Below are 18797 nucleotides of genomic sequence, written 5' to 3' on the forward strand. Positions count from 1 at the left end.
GCTTCCGGCAACACCGACGATTTCGGCTACGGGTGCGACGACCTTCTGTAATGGCGGAAGTGTAACCCTAACCTCATCATCGGCTACCGGGAATGTATGGTCTAACGGTGCGACAACACAATCAATTACGGTTGCTGCTTCGGGCACTTATACGGTTTACGTAAATAACGGAACCTGTGAGTCGCCAGTTTCTGCCGCTACGACCGTTACTGTGAACCCGCTTCCGGCAACACCGACGATTTCTGCTTCGGGCGCTACGACATTCTGCGATGGAGGAAGTATTACCCTGACCTCATCATCGGCTACCGGAAACGTATGGTCTAACGGTGCGACAACACAATCAATAACGGTTGCTGCTTCAGGAACCTATTCAGTTTATGTAAACAACGGAACGTGTGCATCGCCAGTTTCTGCCGCTACGACAGTTACTGTAAACCCACTTCCGGCAACACCGTCGATTTCCGTGTCGGGTGCGACGACTTTCTGCGATGGCGGAAGTGTTACGCTGACTTCATCATCGGCTATCGGAAATGTATGGTCTAACGGTGCGACAACACAATCAATAATGGTTGCTGCTTCGGGCACTTATACGGTTTACATAGATAATGGAACCTGTGAGTCGGCAGTTTCTGCTGCTACGACCATTACTGTAAACCCGCTTCCGGACTCGGGTGTCACCCAAAGTGGCGGCATAGTTACCGCGACGCAGTCGGGAGCGACGTACCAATGGTTTACGTGCGCAAACGAAGAGATTAGCAACGAGATGGAGCAAACCTTCATACCAACGGTTACTGGCAGTTATTATGTAGTGATTTCAAATGGTGATTGTACCGTGACTTCGCAGTGTATTTTGGTTTCGCAACTAAACACTTCCGACTTCGGTCACAGACAATTCAGGATTTATCCGAATCCTGTAAGTGATATCCTGAACGTTGAATACAACGACTTATTGACGGAAGTGGAAGTTTTCAATATGTTCGGACAAAAGTTGATTTCAAGAAGTGTAGACACTACTTCGGCCCAAATCGACATGAGCCATCTGCCGGCCGGTACTTTCGTTGTGAAAGCTACCTCTGGCGCTGCTTCTCAAACCTTCAAGGTTATCAGGAAATAATTTAATATACATTTTAAAGCCCGGAAGCAAATTGTTTCCGGGCTTTTTTATTTTTTCGGATTTTTATGTGAATGTCGGTTGCAAGTCACGTAGTGTACGCATTTTTGCAACAATAATTGTGTCGGTAATTTTTTTAGGAGCGAGTGGAAGGAGTGGTAAATTACTTCAATTAAAATTTTAAGCCATACATTGTTAGAAATATTTAGAATCAGATAAAAATTGGCTAAAACAACTATTATAGAAATCCTTATTGGTTGTGTGGGATTGCGGTAACTTTTCAGAATCCAGATGAATTTGCATATTGCTTCGTACTTCTCTTTCCTTTTGAACTTTGGAAGAAGGTTTGAAGTGTTAAACTATTGTTACGGATTTAAATATCTTCTTTTTTTATTTACTTTTAGCCAAGCTTTATAAACCAAAAAATACTTACATGTCTAAAATTATCAGACTAATTACCATAGTTGCTTTTTTATTTTCTTTTTTCATTTCCTATTCGCAGGATAAAACCATAGATTCTTTAAAAATAGTGTTTCAAAACTCTAAAATCCATGACACTACAAAGCTGCATGTGATATCTACCGTAATGGGCGAAAAGTATAGCCTTAATGAGCCCAATTATTATTACTTGAACACTATGCTCGAAAAGCTGGCCATCAAAAATTACCGTAAAAAAAATTCACCGGAATTGCATAAAATATATGCCGCCATGCTTGCAGAATCCTACTCTTCGGCTGCAATGGGCGAAGAAAGAAAGCGGAATTTCACTAAGGCTTTTGCTTATATAGACAAAAGCATCGCCTTATATAAGGAGGCTGAGTCCTATGAAAACATGAACTTTGCTATTGTGACAAAAGGTACACTATATTCGGACATACAGGAATATGAAAAAGCGATAGCCTGTTTGTTTGCCCCACTGAAATATTTTGAAAGCGCTAAAGGAGAAAACAGTGCCAACGGTGTATGCTATGTACAAACCTATTTTGGACAAATTTATTTGAAGCAGGGAAAGTTTGAAAATTCAATCGCGTCTTACCAGAAGGCTAACCGCTATTATGATAAATTACCAGCCATGACGGCACAGGATAAACACGCAAGAAGTTATGTTTATGGCAATCTCGGAAAATGTTATTTTGCCCTGAAAAAATATCCTGAAGCAATTAACAGTTACAATCAAGCAATTGCGCTGGCCAAAAGCATCGGAGATCAGGTCACTATAGATGTGATCTTAGGCAAAATTGCCTGCGTAAAAATAGAACAATTAAAATTTGACGAAGCGGAACAAATTTTGAAGCAAACCTTAAAAAGTGATTTCCATCCCGTAGCCACTACCGGCAACTATATAAATTTGGGGGAACTGCATTATAAGAAAAAAGAGTATGACCAGGCCGATGTCTATTTGAGCAAAGCCATTACATTGGCTAAGGAACATAACTTATTTGAACTCCAACAAAGTGCTTCTGACCTTTTATATAAAGTAAGTGCGGCTAATAAAGATTATAAAAAAGCCCTCGAAATGTATGTTTTGCATGATCAGCTGCTTGATTCGAGTAAAACGGAAACCTCAAAAAATGCTTTAATCCAACAACAACTCAAATACGATTTTGAAAAAAAAGAATTTAACCTAAAAATCGATGCAGAAAAGAAAACGGCTGCAAAGAACAATTGGCTTATTGGACTTTCTTTCTTACTTCTATTATTTCTGTTAGGGGGTTATTTTTATTACAGAAACAATAGACAAAAACAAGCCATTACCGTTTTAGAGAAAAACCAAATCAAACAAAAACTACTCATCACACAGATGAATCCACATTTTATATTCAATTCCGTGCAAAACATAAGGAGTTTGATTAACAACAACCAAAACGAACAAGCGGTAGATTATCTGGGTAAATTTTCGAAACTAACAAGGCAAATCCTCGAAAACTCTAATGAAAACTACATTTCGCTCGATGAAGAAGTGGAAATGATTGAAAACTACCTTTCGATACAACAACTGCTCTATGAGAATAAATTTAAGTTTACCGTAGATGTCGAAGAAGGAATCGACAAGGAATCAATATTCCTGCCGCCAATGTTGGCACAACCTTTTATTGAGAACGCAATTAAACACGGACTAAGCAACACTTTTAAAGACGGAAAAATTGCTGTTCATTTCTATTTAAAGGAAAACAAACTTTTCTTTGAAGTAACAGACAATGGTAAAGGATTTGATACGGACAAAAAAGTAAGCAACCACAAATCATTGGCAATGACCATTACCAAAGAACGATTGGTTAGTTATACCAAAAACAAAGATTTCGTCGTGCAAACAGATAACCTTTTCAATCCGGAAGGAATCGTTGAAGGCGCCAAAGTTGTTTTTGAAATACCTTATATTTACGAAAAATAAACCTCAATATGTTACGAGCCGTAGTCATAGACGATATAGAAAAAATCAGGAAAGAAAACATCGCTATTATCAAAGCGACCTGTCCTAGTATTTCGATTATTGGACAAGCTGAATCAGTAGCTTCGGGAGTAAAGTTGATAAAACAGTTGACGCCTGATTTGGTTTTTCTAGATGTTGAAATGTCCGACGGAACTGGTTTTGATTTGTTGCAAAAGCTAAGTCCAATAAATTTTAAAGTGATTTTTATAACCGGTTATGAAGATTTTGCCATTAGAGCTTTCCGTTTTTCCGCAATAGATTATTTACTAAAACCATTAGACAGCAAAGAATTATTAGATGCGGTAAAAAAAGCGGAAGATTCGTTGAGCAAGGAATTCTTTGATATGAAACTCCATAACTTGTTCACTAATCTTGAACGTCCCAAAAACCTTCAAAATCTAGTACTCAAAACAGCCGATAAGATATACTCCGTAAACATTCAAGATATAATCAACTGTGAATCTGATAAAAACTACACAACCTTTTATTTTATTAATGCACCTAAACTCGTTGTTTCTACCAATCTAAAAGAGTATGAAACCCTTTTGAGTCCTTATAATTTCTTTAGAACTCACAAATCCCATCTGATTAACATGGCTTACTTTGACCATTTTATTAAATCGGAAGGCGGCAACACTATAGTGATGAAAAACAAATCTTCCATTCCGCTGTCGGTACGTAAAAAAGAAGAGTTTTTAGTTTTACTCGACAGTCTTTAGTAGCTTTTAAATAAAAAACGGTTCTCCTTCAATTAGCTCCGTTAATCTTCTAAATCCTAACGTTAATTCATTGGTCAAAATTCTCATTTTTCTTTGATTTATTATTGTATTGTCATTCCACGTAAGGTGGTTTTATGTTCAACTAAATAAATTATAAAAAAATGAAAACAGTATTTAAAATTTTTGGAATCATTATCGTTTTGATTTCCCTTTTAACATGTTCCATGTCGATTTACAGAGCGCAAATGGATAAAAATGATTTGGCCGAAAGCCAAACCCAAATAGCAGAAGCCAAAACCCAAATGGCAACACTCAAAGACCAAGTAAAAAACATGACCGGAGAATCCAAAACGGAATTGGATGCGGAAATAGAGAGAATTGAAAAAATGCTCGATACAGTGCCATCGGCCACCACCTATACCATCGTTCAAATTATGCTGGCTGTATTATTAATTTTGTCGCTTGTTTTCGCCGTATTCTTGTTCAAAACGAACCTTAAATTATCTAATCAACTCTTTTGGGCTACCGTAATTTTAACCATTATTACATTCTTTGTATCACCTGATTTGGAGAGAGGACAATATAGCGGCTTACCCAGCAGAACCTTGGCATTATTATCGGGAATTCCTGTAGTAATTGCAGGTCTTTTCTCTGTATTGGTCGCGAAAAAAAGTATTGTAAAACACTAACTTAATTACTCAAGATTACTATAAAAAAAATGTTCTTATTACGTTGTTGGCTTGTTTTTGTAGTCATTCCCAGATTATTAAAAAGGAAAAGGAATTAAAACAGACGGAATTACGGGGGCTGTATATCAAAAAAATATAGGCAAGATTATTTTTGCGAAAGATTTCGATCCTACATTAAATAAAGGCCAAGAGATTGGAATGAATCTCAAATCCGTGTTTGAACTAGAGTCATAAACGCAGATATACTTCAAAGCCTATATAGATAATTCTCTATTCAATGTGTTGGACAAATTCAAATCGGCTCAAATATTCTCGGTGTAGCAGCAAATGATCAATGTGGTTCCAGTGTCGCGATGTCAAGCGATGGTAGCATTGTTGTAGGTTCATCTCCTCATGAAGGAAGCGGTGCTACAGCCGGTCCGAGAGCTCATACCCGTGTATATCAAAATGTATCATGGGTTTGGACACAAATTGGAGCAGATATAAACGGTAAAGCCGCTAATAACCATAGTGGTTCAAGTATTTTGCTGTCTGGTGACGGCACTATTTTAGCCATAGGTTCACCACGAAATAACAATGGGAATATGCAGAAATGTGGTCTTGTCCGAATTTATCAAAATATTGGTGATTTTTGGACGCTTCTAGGTACAGATATTTTTGGCTTAGAAGGCAACCACTTAAATGGAACCAGCGTTTCTTTATCAAGCAACGGAACCACCATATCTATAGGTACACCAATGACGTATGATAGCAGTCTTCCGGGCATGACTGGTCTATATAATTTATCGACTATTCTATCCAGTGATGATTTTGAACTAAGCAACTTTTCAATATACCCAAACCCCTTAAAGGATTTTGTCATTATTTCAAAGGAAAGCAGTTTACAACTGGAAAAGGTGACTATTTATAATCAGTTAGGCCAGTTAGTGAAAACAGCCGCCAACAATGTAATCGATATTTCAGAATTGGCGAACGGAAGTTACTTTGTAGAAATTGTTATTAATAAAGGTAAGGGACAAAAATACTGCTTAAAGGCTAACTAGGAATAATTAAAAATACAAAAATTCTATATTTGATTTTAAACCCCAAGTAATAATTTTGGGGTTTTGTTAATAATTGTGGAATCTTAAATATGAATTGACTTTAACAACTATATGAGAATACCAAATTTAATTTATAAACTATAAATATTTAAAAATGAACAAATTTGCACTACTGATTACTGCTTTTTTAATCACTTTACCAATATCTGCGCAGAAAATTGAGCTAAAAAAGGATGTTATACTGATTGATGGAAAAGATACTTTTAACTTCAAAGATAAATCGGGAGAATTGACTATTTATAAACTTAATACCAAAGAAGAAATCGTTTTTATCAGACATAATGATAATGGAACCATTGGGTACAAAATGTATGATGATGATTATAATGTCATCAATTTTGTTTCTTTGAAATTAAAAATGGAAACTAAAAAATGGCATGCGAGATGGAAAAATACTGTTCTTTGGCTATACGAGAATGGAGTTTTAACAAAAGATGGCGAAATAGATGCAGAAAAAACAGCTATACTCATTGATAAATACAGCGAAAATCTTTCAGGTAAAAATTAAAAGTAAAGAAAATAACTAACCATTCATGACAGAAGAGCAATGAAATCAACCTTGACAATTTTAATAAGCCTATTGACATTTTCGGTCTTTGGTCAATCCGTAACATCCAAAGATACAACCTTCCACGATGAGGATGGAGTTAAAGTAGCAACTTTTGAATTATGCCATCATTACAAAATCGGCACGCCTGGCATAGTAGATTCGCTGAATGTTATTGAACGGGTTTACTTTAAATCGGGCCAACTTAAAGCAGAAAACCCCTATTTTAAGAATAGATCTCACGGAAAAAGAAAAGAATGGTATGAAGATGGAAAAATACGAAGAGAAATTGATTATCAAAATTCAAGAATACATGGACAATTGATCACCTATTGGGAAAATGGACAGCTTAAGCGCAGGGATGTTTACGACAATGGTAAACGAATTAAAGGTGAAGTTTGGGATGTGAACGGTGCTCTAATGGAGTACTATAATTATGAAATTGCCGCTCAATTTCCCGGAGGGAAAAATGCTCTTTTTGATTATTTAGCTGAAAAAATCATCTATCCTAAGAAATCAAGAGATGAAGGGATTGAGGGAAAAGTTATGGTGACCTTCATGGTTGAAAAAGACGGAAGTATTTCACAATGCCAAATCATTCGTGGTGTCAATGACGAAATAAACGCTGAAGCGTTAAGGGTTATCAAACAAATGCCAAAATGGAATTCCAGATCAAAAGATGGTATAGCAGGCAAGCAAAGAGTAAGTTTAAACGTAAATTTTACCTTAGAAGGAAAATAAAGTCTGGCGATTGAACAAAAAGGCTCTAATATGAAGTTCAGACTTTTGTTATACATAATTTTATTTGCACAATTGGGATTTTCTCAATCCAAAAACGATTATTTGCAAAGTAATCGGTACGATATATTAGATGCAAGTTTTGAATTCCCTCACAGCGGTTTTAAGATAATGGGCTTTGGTGCTTATCACGGAAGCCAGGAAACAGAAAATGCCGAAAAAATAATACTAGAACAACTAATCAAAAAGCATAAAATTAAATATTACCTGCCTGAAACCGATTTTGGAATAGCTTATTATTTTAATCAGTATTTAAAATCGGGCGACACACTATTATTAAAAGATTTGGTTAAGCATTATGGGAGCAGGGTGCCACAAGAGAGGAGCATTGAAACATACAATAAATGGAAAAACATAAAAAAAATAAATGATAATCAATCAGCAGAGGATAAAATTGAAGTAGTTGGAATTGATTTAATTGTGACTTACAAATACACTTCAAAACTGTTGATTGAATTATTTGAAACCGGAAAAGGAAAATTTGTTTCATACGATAATTTAGCGGCAATGCTAGAGATTGATACAACCGATTATTCTCCAAACTATGACAGCCACTCGAAAAATATTCTAAAAGCGTTTGTGGCTGATTATGAAAATAATAAGGCGTATTTTGAATCCATTTCAAAAAATCAAAAAATCACAGATAATCTGATTGACAATATATCCCTGACTTTTAAAAAGAGGGATAGGGAAAAAACCATTTTTGATAATTATTTGTCACTAAGTGAACTCTATAATTTTAGTTCAAATGCGCAGTTTGTCAGAATGGGATTTTTTCATATCGAGAAAGAGAGAGAAAACAGTAATCCATCATTCTTCACGAGGTTGATAGAAAGTAACGTATATAAAAAAGAAGAGATTGTTGCAATCGCAGGGTTTTTAACCAAAAGCCGTGTGCTATGGGACTTGAAATTTGACGACAAAAAGAAATATATTGGTTACACAACAGAAGGAGGTTATGGCATTGGAGACTATTGGAAAGAGTATTTTAAGGGAATTAACAAACTCAAAAAAAACAGATTGTCCAACTTAACACTTTATAGCCTGAACAAAGAAAATTCACCATATACCAAAAATGAAACAGATTTGATGGAAATCAAATTGTTTCTGAAAAAGTCAAACAAAAATGATTTGAAAGGTAAAACAACGACAGATTATTTTGATTATGCGATTTTGATAAGTAATTCAAGGGCAAGTACCCCAATAGACGAAATGGACAAATAAATAACCATACATAAAGCCCCGAAACGGTATTGAATTAAAAGAGGTTTAGTATATTAGACAACGCAATTAAGTACTTGATTCATTTACTTAAATTTTAGAGCGTGATTAAATAATATGCGAAGAATTATAAATAACCTAATTTAAAAAAACAGACACAATGAAAAGAATAGCACTCTTACTTCTTTTGCTGCCATTTACCGCTATGGCAGATTTTTATCCGGGTACCATAACATTTGTTAATGGAACCACAAAAACCGGACTTATTGAAGAACCAAAGGGCAAAGACCAAAAAGTAGTCTTTAAAGCCGATGAAAAAGCAAAAGAAGAGAAATTTAAAACCGAAGAAATCAAAAGTTTCCAGCTGACAAATGCTGATAATGTGACAGAGTATTACACGACTATGATCCTTGGTAACAATAAAATATTGAATCCAAAGTCATTTAACCTTGATTCGAAAAAATCGGTTGTCAGGATTATTAAACAGGGAAGAATTACTATCTATGGATTACGCTTTTTAAAAGGCTCACTCAAAGGCAATAGCAGCGTTGGGATGAATAATGCAAAATACGAGTCTGAAGCCTATTATATGCAACGGAGCAAGGAAGATTTTGCGTTTGCTATTGGTATATGGCAATCTGATCTCAATTTTATGACAGGCTTTAACCTTTATCAGGTTGTGGAATTTAATTTTAAGGACACCTGCCCCTTGTTTGTGGAAGCATTGAAAAAAGCAGACCTGAAGAATACTGAATTTGCCAAGATTGTTGACATTTATGAAGCTACATGTATTGAAAAATAACAATGATTGGTGTATAATGTTTTCAGGAAAGTACAGATTTAATTAAAAGGAATATGAAGGATTTGGAATTAATTGCGGTGGCCCAACACTCCAAAAATATAAAAAAAGGAATGCGAAATTTACTTATACTTATAGTATTGTGTATAGTTTTGATGATTGTTGCCAGATTGTTTTACGAAGGACGCGTACATGAAGCAATAGTGTATAGAAAAGGAGCTCGGATAAATGCAGAGGTGGGTTGGCCGGCTACATTGTTTTCTATTGGAAGTTGGGGATTGGTTGCCTTTCCTCTTTTTTTGGTGTATCTGTTCTTTAAGCAAGACCTAAAACAACCAGCAGTTGGTGTTAGCAATGAAGGTTTGTTTATCAATCAGCAATTGTTACGTAAGGCTTTTGTGTCCTGGGATAACATAGAGCACGTTGAATTGAGAGGACATATTTCCAATCCAATATTGCGGGTGTTTTTTAAAGATGTTGACGTTTTGCTTAAAGGCCAGTTTTTTATTTTTAAATCAATTGCCAAAGCAACATTAAAATCAAACCCCAGTCTTGGTATTTCAAAAGATGAGGCCGTTGGCGATTTAGTAAGCATGTTTGATTTTATTAAGGAAAAAGGTGTAACCGTCCAAGATCGCATGGACGGACGGACGAAGATTTAATGAATAACAAAACGATATCTTGAGCCAACTGATGAATGTAGTTTGAGAGAGTATCAAATAAACCCATAAATGGATTTAATCAGAACAATTTTTAGGTTATTCAAAAGAGCAGCTTAATGACTGTAAATGAAGTAATTGGCTATTTATATAGTTTAAAAGAGACATAAAATAAAATTTCTAGCATGGCTATAGAAGAAATTCTACAAATTACACAACCTGAAGAATGTTTATAGGGAGGGCTTGTTTTGGCTGGTAAATCCGGACGACTACAATGTATTAGGTAGAAAATTCCCTAATATTTCTGAAAATGCAATCTTTTTTGCGAGGACAGGAATTGGAAATTTGTTTTTGTGGAGGATGGAGTTACAGGACAAAATATTAATTATCTCAATAAACATATCGGACAAGTTAATTTAGTTAGTAGAGGTTTTGCCGATTTTATGGAATTTATGCTACCTTCTGAAACCGTTTGGAAAAATGACTGTTATGGGAAAATAGAACTTAAGGCAATAAAAAAGCAGACATTTCAGCCAGACGAATGTGTAACCTTCATCGACAGTAGGCAATCCTAATATTGACCTGGCCAATATCATGGAGCTGGCAATACAACTTATTCCCAATGACGTGCCTGAGTTTTTGAATAGGGTGCAGGAGCTACATGCTGACGAAGAAAGCCAACCCGAAGGATAGCCTGAGTATTATTACAGCACGATACGGATTGTAGAAGAGGCTTCGTGATGTACCTATTTCTTATTTTTTGAACCTAACACCTTAAATGCATTTAATACTGCCTGATGCATTATTGTAGCGTGATTTTCTTGTGGTAAATAATCAAAAAAAACAGAAAAGTTTGTGTTTTGAATATTTTGTATTTTCTCAGCTAATAGATTTGCATCCACTTCCATTACTCTGGGAATTTCAGTTGGTGTGAAACCTTCTTTTCCAACAGCAATGTAGACGTCAGTTTTTTGAGCCAAATTGGTTTGCCACCATTGTATTTCTTGATTTAAAATTGAACCATTATTCCACCACAAACTTGGGCTTATAATAATATATTTAGTAAAAAGTACTGGTTTGGTTATTAAAATTTGTGTAGCTAACAAGCCCCCTAAAGATTGTCCAATTATTGTCTTGGTCGAATTTGTTTTATACTTCTTTTCAATAAACGGCTGTAATTCGTTTTCAATAAATGCAATAAATTTATTGGAGTTGCCAGAAGTTGGATATGCTAATAAATCTTTATCAATAGTAGTAGGAAATGTAAAATCTCTACGTCTGTCAATCGTTGCGATACCTACCACGATAGACTTTGGCACTTGATTTACCCATTCAAAATTATTGAATTGCACTATTCCTACAATGTGAATAAAATCTTCGTTCGCCGAACCGTCAAGAAGGTAAATAACCGGATATTGTATGGTGTCATTTAAATTATAACCTTCCGGAAGGTAAATATTTAAAGTTCTTTTTTCGTTTAATTCTTTGGAATAAATTTCGTCAATATTGCCTAATACAAATTGTTTTTGATTTTGGCCAAAACCTAGTGATGCTGTTGCTATAACGACTATTAAAATAATTCTAATCATTTTATCTGAATATATTTGTGCTTAAATAAATCTTCTGTGGTAATTAATTTGTCCGAGATGATATGATAAATGAGTTGCTAAATGAACCAGTAGGTACTCAGTGATTGTCATTTCTGATAAAACTAAAAGAGGATATTCTCTTTTTAGGTCTTTATGAGTTAGCGTTTTAAGTGATTTGTTAATGACTTGTCTAATTTCAGTAATACTTTCAATTAAATCTTTTCTTGGAATATTTTTAGTAGAAAATTCAAGCTCTCTATTTCTAACATAATTATTTTTTGCAATTTCCTTTCCAATGTAAGTGTTTAAGTTTCCAATTATATGTAACACTAAATTTCCGGCGGAATTAGAAATATTTTTTTCTATTCGCCATATATCGTCTTCATTTTTATAAAGCTCAATTTCGGAAATTAATTTTTTTAGATTTAGATCAAAAAGTAATGATAATGTGTTTGTAATCATTTTATAAAGTCAATAAAAATGAAATTGTAATTTGCCTTGATTTTATTAGAATCTTCGATTGATATTTTTTAAAAACTATTTGATAACGTATGATGTTTTTCAATCAATTGAGTTAATCCGCTTTCAAAATGAGGTGTTGGAATCTGAAATAATTTGGCTTCTTCAATAACATATTTTATTAGTGAATCCACTTCCGTTTGTTTGTTTTTCTCTAAATCCAGTTGAAACGAAGATTTTCCATGTCTTTTAAAATTGAGGAGTAAATTCATATTGTTAAGCACTGTATTATCATCAAAAGCAATCTTTTTTGCAGCAGCCAATTGCATTAATTCAGAAGTTAAATTGATAAACAAATATTCTGATTTTGTAGTTTCCAATATTTCAGAAAAAGTAATTTCGAAAATCGCTGTGACGATGGCCGCTGGAGAAACGAACATAAACTTCTTCCACACAACAGAATTTATATTAGTAGTGTAGGTTGCATTTATACCTGCATCATTAAGGATTTTGGCAATCTTATGTCCTTTACTATTGCTTTCTCCTTCTGTACCAAAAAAAAGTTTTGCAGGGCCACTAACGTGTTGTATTTTACCCGGTTTAACGATGTTTGAAGCTATGTAAATACTTCCTTCCATAAGTGTTGCCAGTTCTGGTAAGTAAGGCGTTAACTTTTCTTTTCCATTTACTGTGTTTTGTGTGGTAATTATTGTTACATCTGACGAGAGGTTAACCGCATATTTTATAAATATTTCTTCTACAGAAAAGGTTTTTGTACAGACTATGAGTATATCTATTATCCCGATTTCAGAGGGATTGTCAGAAGTTAAGGTTGGTATACATTGATAGGAAGTGTCATTAGAATCTAGCCACAAACCATTTTTGTTAATGGCTGCTGCTATTTCTCTTCTTGCTATAAATATAATTTCTACATTCTCAGTATTCAAATAATGATATGCTAATTTCCCACCAATATATCCACCAATTCCGCCAATACCTGCAATCGCAATTCTTGTTTTTTTAGTATCATTCATATTTCAATAATTCGGTTAATTTTGTTTGATTGTCCTTTTTGAATGAGCTTATGAAAGACTGTTTGAGGATAGAATTAATAAATACAAACCTGTCCTTGTCCAATTGGTAAGACAGAAGCGATAACTGCATCTTTCACCTTACTATCATAAAGTTTTTCAATTGCCCACCCAAATAAGTCAATCGCAGCTAAGCAACCGGCGGCTGTTCCTATATTTCCGTGAGTCACCAGATGTTTGTCTTTATGTATCTTAACACCATAGTTTTCTAAATCTTCGAACGCAGATGGGTAAGTGGTAGCCGAAAGGCCGTTTAGGTGTCCGAGAGCCGCTATGATTAACGCTCCCGAGCACATTGAACAGATTATTTGTTTGCTTGGATTTAATTTAAAACGTTCGAGATAAAGGTTGTCTTTGATTAAATTTCGTGTTTCCTGACCACTACCGAAAAAGACTAGGTCAGCCTCATTACATTCTTCAATAAGTCCGTGAGTGGTTATGTCAAGTCCGCAAACGGATTTGTGAGATGATCCTGTGCCGATGATTTTTACTTGAAATTCTTTGTCGCGAAATTTTACCCGATTGAGTAAGTCCCAAGCCAAAAAAATATCGATGTCTGTGAATTTATCGAATGCTACAATTACTGCTTTTTTCATGATATAATTGCTCTAAATTTGATTTTATATGCTACTTGTTATTGCTAGTTCGTTGCGTAATCAACTATCGCATCTGAGTGTACTTTTGCTGTATCGATAATGGGGAATGAAAAGTCATTTTGGGAGATTAAGGTTGGTATTTCTGTACAACCCAGAATAATGCACTCCGCACCATTTTTAATTAATTCATTTGCAATATCAATATATCTTAATTTGGTATCGGGATTAATAAAGCCTATACCCAATTCTTCTTTAATGGTCTGCTGTATGTAATCTCTTGTTTCTTGACGATCGGGAATGATTACTTCGATACCAAACTCTTGTAATTTTTTACTGTAGAAGTCCATTTCCATAGTGAATTTAGTTCCTAAAAGCCCTGCTTTTTTGATGCCTTTTTTATTTAAAACTTTTGCCGTTTCCTCAACAATATGAATCATGGGTAACTGTATGTTTTCCTGTAATTTATCGGCAAATAAATGTGCTGTATTGGCGCAAAGTACTATGCAATCAACCCCACTTTTTTTTAAACTTTCGCAAGCATTGAGTAATAAATCGTAGGCATTGGTCCAACTAAGAGCCTGTACATCCCCAAAGTTCAGTGAATAGATTACACATTCAGCGGCATTTAGCCCTCCTAGCTTTTTGTTAATGCCTTCGTTTATCAATTTATAATAATCCATTGTGGACACCCAACTTATGCCTCCAACTAAACCTATTTTTTTCATGTTATTCGTGTTTTAATTTCTTTTTAAAGTTTCAATTAATTCCGTTATTCTGGCCAAGTGATGATCGTCATGTTCTGCTACGAATAAATAAAGATCCATAGTTCGCATGGGTATTTTTAATCTGGGATGAAGTGCTGATTTGAAGACTGTTTCATCATCAATAGCTCGAAGGGTTAGTAAAGTTTGTGTTCTTATTTTTCTAAAATCAGAGAGAAGATCTTGTATTGATTTGGCATTGTGATTTGCTAAATCGGTTTTAGTGTTTTGCAGATCAGTTGGTCGTAGCTCTAGTTGGTCATTTTTAATATCATCAAGCCTTCCTTGCTAAAGTGTTTCAAGGTCGATTAAATGCCCGATGTTCTCTTTTATTGACCAAGTATTATCATCAGAAAATATCAAAATATTTTCTGTCACATCTTTAACCTTCTCTTCCAATCTGATTGGAGTTCCTGAAAGGCGTTCTAAAATAGATGGAAAAATATTTTGTTGATTATCAAAATTAAAACTCCTGTCAAACCATTTTGTTTGTTTCATATCGCTTGAATAAATTGGTTATAACTCCATTTCTAATAAAGCCACTTTGAGATTTCGATGTTGATCGGGAAGCTCTGGTGTATTTGGCGTTGTGTAATCTTCAATATGAATAAAACCAAAGCTTTTATAGTATTCAATTATGTTTGGATTGGCTGCCCAAGTATCCATACGGATGTATTTCAATCCCTTTTCTGCAGCAAATTCTTTTATCCAATGCAGAATTTTATCAATTTGCTTTTGTCCTTTAAACACCGGATTAACTACAATTCTATGCAAATAGATTGCGTCGCCATTTTCCATTTCTCTCCAAATAAGGGCATCACTGAAGCAGATGCTAAAAACTGCGAGTATTTCATCGTTTGCTGTTATTTTGAATTGAAGTTTGTTTTCTAAATCCTTAATTAAGTAGGTCTTATCATAGGTCGTCCATCCGATATAATTATTCCTTTTTATATAATCGATTGCCTCTTCAAACAATTGATAAATTATTTTTAAATCACTATGCTCGGTGTTTAAAATTTCATAACCATTGCTCATATTTGTGTTGTTTTAAAATGTCATTGTATATCAGTTTTTATTTTTTAAATGCTTTACCATATAGATTGCATCAACATATTGATTATCAATAATTAAATCATTTTTAATTACATCACCCAGTATTTCAAAACCAAAGCTTTTATAAAAGTCAATTAATGAATCTTTAGAAATGATAGTAGAAAGTTGTAATTGTTCAATCTCTGTTATAGGTCCGATGGTGCTTAACAAACTACTTATAAGTTTTTTTGCGATTCCTTTTCCTCTATGATTAGGTTGAACATAGAGCGAAAATAAAGAAGCCCGATGTCTTGCTTTTGAACGATGGTCTCTTTTAAATTTCACAAAGCCAATTAGTTGGTCTTGATTTGAAAATGTACCTAAAGTGAAACTTTCTAATGGATTACCTGTTTTCTTGATTTCCAACTCAAAATCTATGATTGAATTTTTTACTTGGTCTTCATAACTATCACTAAACGCAAAAGGAGATTCTTGAAGACTGCTAAGTCTTAATTGGCGATAAATCACTGCATCATTTTCTTCTAAAAATCGAATATTCATGGCTTATTTTTTTCAATTTTTTAAATAATGATTCATTATTATTTTCTCGTGATGTTGCACATGGTAAATAGTAAAATACAGTGTTTCTCTGACCGTTATTGTTCCAAGAGCCGGGTGTGGGCAATGGTATAGGTCTAGCTCCTCTTCTGTCCAATCATTCAAATTAGAAATGAATATTTCGAGTAGATTTTTACCATGGTTGATTAACTCTTTAATATCTCCGTTGAGATTTAATTCCGGGATAAAAGCATCTGTTGCTTTTACGCCACTTGACATAGCATTAAGGTATATTTTGACAAGTTTTTCATAGGTAGTTGACCTTCTTTCTGATAAACCACAGAGTGTTTCGATTTGCGATTTTGGCAGTGCCAGATAATTGCCTAATCTCATTATTGAAATGTTAATGTGATCTACATTTTGATATACTGACCATTTGCCCTTGATGCCAATAGTTGGGTTAGGTAATTGAATTGCTGTTTCCCAAAATTTGGCATGGTAATCCATAAGGTTGGTTATTATTTCGCTTTTATTCATCTTTATTTGATTTATTTAAAAACTCATTTGTAAAATGTTCTCTGTTTTTTTCTTTAGAAAATTTTTCGGCATTGAAAGTGCTAGAATTTCCTTTTGGAATAGAAAGTGAAACCCACTTTTCATTTTGAATCATTTTTCCAATAAACACCATCTGACCTACGTGGTAGGGGTAGTGTGCCAGTTGTCTGTTGATAGCTTCTAAAACCGTGTGGCCTTGATTGCGTATATAAATTATTGTTGACCAATCATCCTCTTGTATAGTGCTTAGTGCATTGAAAAAGCAAGTCCAGCCATCATTCCATTTTTGTAGCAGTTCATCTTTAGTTTTAATGCTGTTTTCAAATTCTTGATCCCGATTTCTCCATTCTTTTTCACCGTCGGAAGTAAGAAAATCTGTCCAACGGGACAACATATTTCCACTTAGGTGATTTACAATAATTGCAATACTGTTGCTTTCGTCGTTGTATTGCCAAAAGAGTTTTTCGTCTGGTATTTGAGCAAGGGTTTTATCACCGAGCATTTTGTAATACTCAAATTGTTTTTTTACACTTTCTAAATATGTTGTATTCATATTTTTAAAATTTTAAAGGTTTCTACTATTCGTTTTTTATAACATTGCATTTTTCAATCACTTGTTTTTCAGTTAGCCCAAATATTGAAGGTGTTGCTACATCTAATAGGTTTAAATAGATACATAGTGCACCACAATGATGAATTTCGTGAATTACTAGCGCTCTTAAGAAACTACTTATTTTGGTTTCAGCATTGCTTAATGTTGTTATTTTTTTATTGAGATCTTCATCACTTAACGAGTTGAAAATTTGTAGAGATTGTTTGTGCATTTCATTGAAGTAATAGTGTACCTCATCATAACCATCTGCTAGTTCTTTTCCACATCCTTGATAAGAAGGTATATTGCCTGATACTATTTCAGCAAACACGTTTCTTTCAATTGCAGCAATGTGTCTGATTATATCTGCAATTGTGAATTTTCCGGATTTATAAGTCCAATTCATTTTGTCTTTTGGAATGACGTGAATAATTCGATTTGTTCCTTCACGGACTTTTTCGAAGTAGTTTAGAAATGATTCTACTGTTTTAATTTCCATTTATGAGTGTTTTAACAATAGACCGATTGGTCTTTTTTGTTGTAAATTTTTTTATTCCTTTAAATTTTTAATCATTTCTTCCAAATATTTCATAGTAACTACAAGGGCTTCAGAACTTCCAGTAACTTTAGATTGCATCATGGCGCCTTCTATTAATGACATTAATATATATGAAAATTCATTTGCGTTGGTAGATGCTTTAATCTCCTTTCTTTCAATACCTGTTGCGATTGATTTTTCAATGGCTTTTTTCCAAAAATTAAGTGCGGTAATCGCTTTTTGCCTTAACAAGGGATGCGTATCATCGGCTTCCGTTGAAGTATTCAATATGGGGCATCCCGCTTTTAAGAATGGTAGTTCTAAAAATTTTCTATAGGTCTCGGGATATACTAATAATCTATCAATCATGTTAGGTCTAACTTCGATTTGTTTTCTTAAATAGGCCACAATTGTATTATAATTTTCATCAAAAGCAGCTAGTGCTATTTCATCTTTGTTTTCGAAATTGCCATAAACACACCCTTTACTCAAGCCTGTAGCCTCTAAAATATCACTCATAGAAGTTCCGAGAAATCCTTTTTCATTGAAAATAGGTGCTGTTTTTTCTATTATGAATTGTTTAGTGCGGTCTGCTTTTGAAAGTATCATTATAAATGGAATTAATTTAGTCAAAAGTAATTAAAATAAACCAATCGGTCTGTTTTTTTTAAAAAATATTTATTGTTTTAAATATCTAGATAGTGACTTTATCATAAAGTCTTAATCCTTATGGAAAAAGTATCTGTTAGTATAGAAAAAATAGAGGACGCAGAGTTAGGTTTAATACTCGATTTCCACATTATTTAAATAAGCTTAGAATAAAAATTTTGCGAAATGCGTACTTATTTGTCTTCTAAAGGAGCTCGTAGATGCTGTGGGCATGTCCGTCGCAAGTCGCGTAGTGTGTATTAATGTTTTTCCCGAAGTGTCTATTGATTTTTAATGGAAG

General features: G+C 34.2%; 23 protein-coding genes. 11 read left to right on the forward strand and 12 right to left on the reverse strand.

Annotated elements, in window-relative coordinates; all coding sequences use genetic code 11:
• From B3C16_RS00370 to B3C16_RS16485, 11 genes are all read left to right on the forward strand, one after another.
• The coding region (locus B3C16_RS00370) for a T9SS type A sorting domain-containing protein (protein WP_291127438.1) at positions 1-1114 on the forward strand (1114 nt) is incomplete at its 5' end.
• Positions 1115-1544: 430 nt separating this feature from the next.
• Positions 1545-3503 carry a tetratricopeptide repeat-containing sensor histidine kinase gene (locus B3C16_RS00375; RefSeq protein WP_291127441.1) on the forward strand — a complete coding sequence of 653 codons (1959 nt, stop codon included), beginning with the start codon at positions 1545-1547 and terminating at the stop codon, positions 3501-3503.
• An 8-nt stretch (positions 3504-3511) separates the two neighbouring features.
• Positions 3512-4261: a LytR/AlgR family response regulator transcription factor gene (locus B3C16_RS00380; RefSeq protein WP_291127444.1), complete on the forward strand. Its 750-nt coding sequence runs from the start codon at positions 3512-3514 to the stop codon at positions 4259-4261.
• A 161-nt stretch (positions 4262-4422) separates the two neighbouring features.
• Positions 4423-4950: a hypothetical protein gene (locus tag B3C16_RS00385; protein WP_291127447.1), complete on the forward strand. Its 528-nt coding sequence runs from the start codon at positions 4423-4425 to the stop codon at positions 4948-4950.
• Positions 4951-5303: 353 nt separating this feature from the next.
• Positions 5304-5993, forward strand: coding sequence for a T9SS type A sorting domain-containing protein (locus B3C16_RS00390; RefSeq protein ID WP_291127450.1), 690 nt, complete (start codon positions 5304-5306; stop codon positions 5991-5993).
• Positions 5994-6147: 154 nt separating this feature from the next.
• A complete protein-coding gene (locus B3C16_RS00395; protein ID WP_291127453.1) occupies positions 6148-6561 on the forward strand; it encodes a hypothetical protein in 414 nt (137 codons plus the stop codon).
• Positions 6562-6600: 39 nt separating this feature from the next.
• The gene (locus tag B3C16_RS00400; RefSeq protein ID WP_291127456.1) at positions 6601-7341 is read left to right on the forward strand and encodes an energy transducer TonB; all 741 of its coding nucleotides are present in this window, start codon (positions 6601-6603) and stop codon (positions 7339-7341) included.
• Positions 7342-7371: 30 nt separating this feature from the next.
• Complete coding sequence (locus B3C16_RS00405) at positions 7372-8622, forward strand: hypothetical protein (protein WP_291127459.1); 1251 nt, start codon at positions 7372-7374, stop codon at positions 8620-8622.
• Between the two features lie 157 nt (positions 8623-8779).
• Positions 8780-9421, forward strand: coding sequence for a hypothetical protein (locus B3C16_RS00410; RefSeq protein ID WP_291127461.1), 642 nt, complete (start codon positions 8780-8782; stop codon positions 9419-9421).
• Positions 9422-9474: 53 nt separating this feature from the next.
• The gene (locus B3C16_RS00415) at positions 9475-10080 is read left to right on the forward strand and encodes a hypothetical protein (protein ID WP_291127464.1); all 606 of its coding nucleotides are present in this window, start codon (positions 9475-9477) and stop codon (positions 10078-10080) included.
• Positions 10081-10296: 216 nt separating this feature from the next.
• Positions 10297-10497: a GAD-like domain-containing protein gene (locus B3C16_RS16485; protein ID WP_414655245.1), complete on the forward strand. Its 201-nt coding sequence runs from the start codon at positions 10297-10299 to the stop codon at positions 10495-10497.
• 326 nt (positions 10498-10823) lie between these two features.
• On the opposite strand, the gene B3C16_RS00420 is transcribed toward B3C16_RS16485, so the two are convergent.
• The 12 genes from B3C16_RS00420 to B3C16_RS00475 all read right to left on the reverse strand — a co-directional run bounded on the left by B3C16_RS00420 (position 10824) and on the right by B3C16_RS00475 (position 18457).
• On the reverse strand, positions 10824-11666 hold the full coding sequence (locus B3C16_RS00420; protein ID WP_291127467.1) for an alpha/beta hydrolase: 843 nt from the start codon (positions 11664-11666) through the stop codon (positions 10824-10826).
• A gap of 21 nt (positions 11667-11687) precedes the next feature.
• Positions 11688-12128 carry a DUF1572 family protein gene (locus B3C16_RS00425; RefSeq protein WP_291127470.1) on the reverse strand — a complete coding sequence of 147 codons (441 nt, stop codon included), beginning with the start codon at positions 12126-12128 and terminating at the stop codon, positions 11688-11690.
• Between the two features lie 68 nt (positions 12129-12196).
• Positions 12197-13159 (reverse strand): ketopantoate reductase family protein, encoded by a 963-nt coding sequence (locus tag B3C16_RS00430; protein WP_291127472.1) that lies wholly within the window; start codon positions 13157-13159, stop codon positions 12197-12199.
• 74 nt (positions 13160-13233) lie between these two features.
• Entirely contained in the window at positions 13234-13812 is a 579-nt protein-coding gene (locus B3C16_RS00435) for a DJ-1/PfpI family protein (RefSeq protein WP_291127475.1), read from the reverse strand.
• 44 nt (positions 13813-13856) lie between these two features.
• Entirely contained in the window at positions 13857-14537 is a 681-nt protein-coding gene (locus tag B3C16_RS00440) for an aspartate/glutamate racemase family protein (RefSeq protein ID WP_291127478.1), read from the reverse strand.
• A 324-nt stretch (positions 14538-14861) separates the two neighbouring features.
• On the reverse strand, positions 14862-15071 hold the full coding sequence (locus tag B3C16_RS00445) for a hypothetical protein (RefSeq protein WP_291127481.1): 210 nt from the start codon (positions 15069-15071) through the stop codon (positions 14862-14864).
• Positions 15072-15089: 18 nt separating this feature from the next.
• Positions 15090-15608, reverse strand: a complete 519-nt coding sequence (locus B3C16_RS00450; protein ID WP_121314209.1) for a GNAT family N-acetyltransferase — start codon at positions 15606-15608, stop codon at positions 15090-15092.
• A 30-nt stretch (positions 15609-15638) separates the two neighbouring features.
• The gene (locus tag B3C16_RS00455; RefSeq protein ID WP_291127484.1) at positions 15639-16166 is read right to left on the reverse strand and encodes a GNAT family N-acetyltransferase; all 528 of its coding nucleotides are present in this window, start codon (positions 16164-16166) and stop codon (positions 15639-15641) included.
• A gap of 12 nt (positions 16167-16178) precedes the next feature.
• The gene (locus B3C16_RS00460) at positions 16179-16700 is read right to left on the reverse strand and encodes a DinB family protein (RefSeq protein ID WP_121314207.1); all 522 of its coding nucleotides are present in this window, start codon (positions 16698-16700) and stop codon (positions 16179-16181) included.
• A complete protein-coding gene (locus B3C16_RS00465; RefSeq protein ID WP_121314206.1) occupies positions 16693-17271 on the reverse strand; it encodes a DUF1572 domain-containing protein in 579 nt (192 codons plus the stop codon). The genes B3C16_RS00460 and B3C16_RS00465 overlap by 8 nt, the downstream gene beginning before the upstream one ends.
• A 25-nt stretch (positions 17272-17296) precedes the next feature.
• On the reverse strand, positions 17297-17809 hold the full coding sequence (locus tag B3C16_RS00470) for a DinB family protein (RefSeq protein ID WP_291127489.1): 513 nt from the start codon (positions 17807-17809) through the stop codon (positions 17297-17299).
• Positions 17810-17860: 51 nt separating this feature from the next.
• Positions 17861-18457 (reverse strand): TetR/AcrR family transcriptional regulator, encoded by a 597-nt coding sequence (locus B3C16_RS00475; RefSeq protein WP_121314204.1) that lies wholly within the window; start codon positions 18455-18457, stop codon positions 17861-17863.
• Positions 18458-18797 lie beyond the last annotated feature (340 nt).

It is taken from the genome of Flavobacterium sp. UBA7682 (genome assembly GCF_002482945.1).
Lineage (GTDB): Bacteria > Bacteroidota > Bacteroidia > Flavobacteriales > Flavobacteriaceae > Flavobacterium.

Bases quoted from the DNA above. Each gene is read 5' to 3' on its own strand.
- B3C16_RS00375 (WP_291127441.1), top strand. From the start codon at position 1,545: ATGTCTAAAATTATCAGACTAATTACCATAGTTGCTTTTTTATTTTCT.
- B3C16_RS00380 (WP_291127444.1), top strand. From the start codon at position 3,512: ATGTTACGAGCCGTAGTCATAGACGATATAGAAAAAATCAGGAAAGAA.
- B3C16_RS00385 (WP_291127447.1), top strand. From the start codon at position 4,423: ATGAAAACAGTATTTAAAATTTTTGGAATCATTATCGTTTTGATTTCC.
- B3C16_RS00390 (WP_291127450.1), top strand. From the start codon at position 5,304: ATGTCAAGCGATGGTAGCATTGTTGTAGGTTCATCTCCTCATGAAGGA.
- B3C16_RS00395 (WP_291127453.1), top strand. From the start codon at position 6,148: ATGAACAAATTTGCACTACTGATTACTGCTTTTTTAATCACTTTACCA.
- B3C16_RS00400 (WP_291127456.1), top strand. From the start codon at position 6,601: ATGAAATCAACCTTGACAATTTTAATAAGCCTATTGACATTTTCGGTC.
- B3C16_RS00405 (WP_291127459.1), top strand. From the start codon at position 7,372: ATGAAGTTCAGACTTTTGTTATACATAATTTTATTTGCACAATTGGGA.
- B3C16_RS00410 (WP_291127461.1), top strand. From the start codon at position 8,780: ATGAAAAGAATAGCACTCTTACTTCTTTTGCTGCCATTTACCGCTATG.
- B3C16_RS00415 (WP_291127464.1), top strand. From the start codon at position 9,475: ATGAAGGATTTGGAATTAATTGCGGTGGCCCAACACTCCAAAAATATA.
- B3C16_RS00420 (WP_291127467.1), bottom strand. From the start codon at position 11,666: ATGATTAGAATTATTTTAATAGTCGTTATAGCAACAGCATCACTAGGT.
- B3C16_RS00425 (WP_291127470.1), bottom strand. From the start codon at position 12,128: ATGATTACAAACACATTATCATTACTTTTTGATCTAAATCTAAAAAAA.
- B3C16_RS00430 (WP_291127472.1), bottom strand. From the start codon at position 13,159: ATGAATGATACTAAAAAAACAAGAATTGCGATTGCAGGTATTGGCGGA.
- B3C16_RS00435 (WP_291127475.1), bottom strand. From the start codon at position 13,812: ATGAAAAAAGCAGTAATTGTAGCATTCGATAAATTCACAGACATCGAT.
- B3C16_RS00440 (WP_291127478.1), bottom strand. From the start codon at position 14,537: ATGAAAAAAATAGGTTTAGTTGGAGGCATAAGTTGGGTGTCCACAATG.
- B3C16_RS00445 (WP_291127481.1), bottom strand. From the start codon at position 15,071: ATGAAACAAACAAAATGGTTTGACAGGAGTTTTAATTTTGATAATCAA.
- B3C16_RS00450 (WP_121314209.1), bottom strand. From the start codon at position 15,608: ATGAGCAATGGTTATGAAATTTTAAACACCGAGCATAGTGATTTAAAA.
- B3C16_RS00455 (WP_291127484.1), bottom strand. From the start codon at position 16,166: ATGAATATTCGATTTTTAGAAGAAAATGATGCAGTGATTTATCGCCAA.
- B3C16_RS00460 (WP_121314207.1), bottom strand. From the start codon at position 16,700: ATGAATAAAAGCGAAATAATAACCAACCTTATGGATTACCATGCCAAA.
- B3C16_RS00465 (WP_121314206.1), bottom strand. From the start codon at position 17,271: ATGAATACAACATATTTAGAAAGTGTAAAAAAACAATTTGAGTATTAC.
- B3C16_RS00470 (WP_291127489.1), bottom strand. From the start codon at position 17,809: ATGGAAATTAAAACAGTAGAATCATTTCTAAACTACTTCGAAAAAGTC.
- B3C16_RS00475 (WP_121314204.1), bottom strand. From the start codon at position 18,457: ATGATACTTTCAAAAGCAGACCGCACTAAACAATTCATAATAGAAAAA.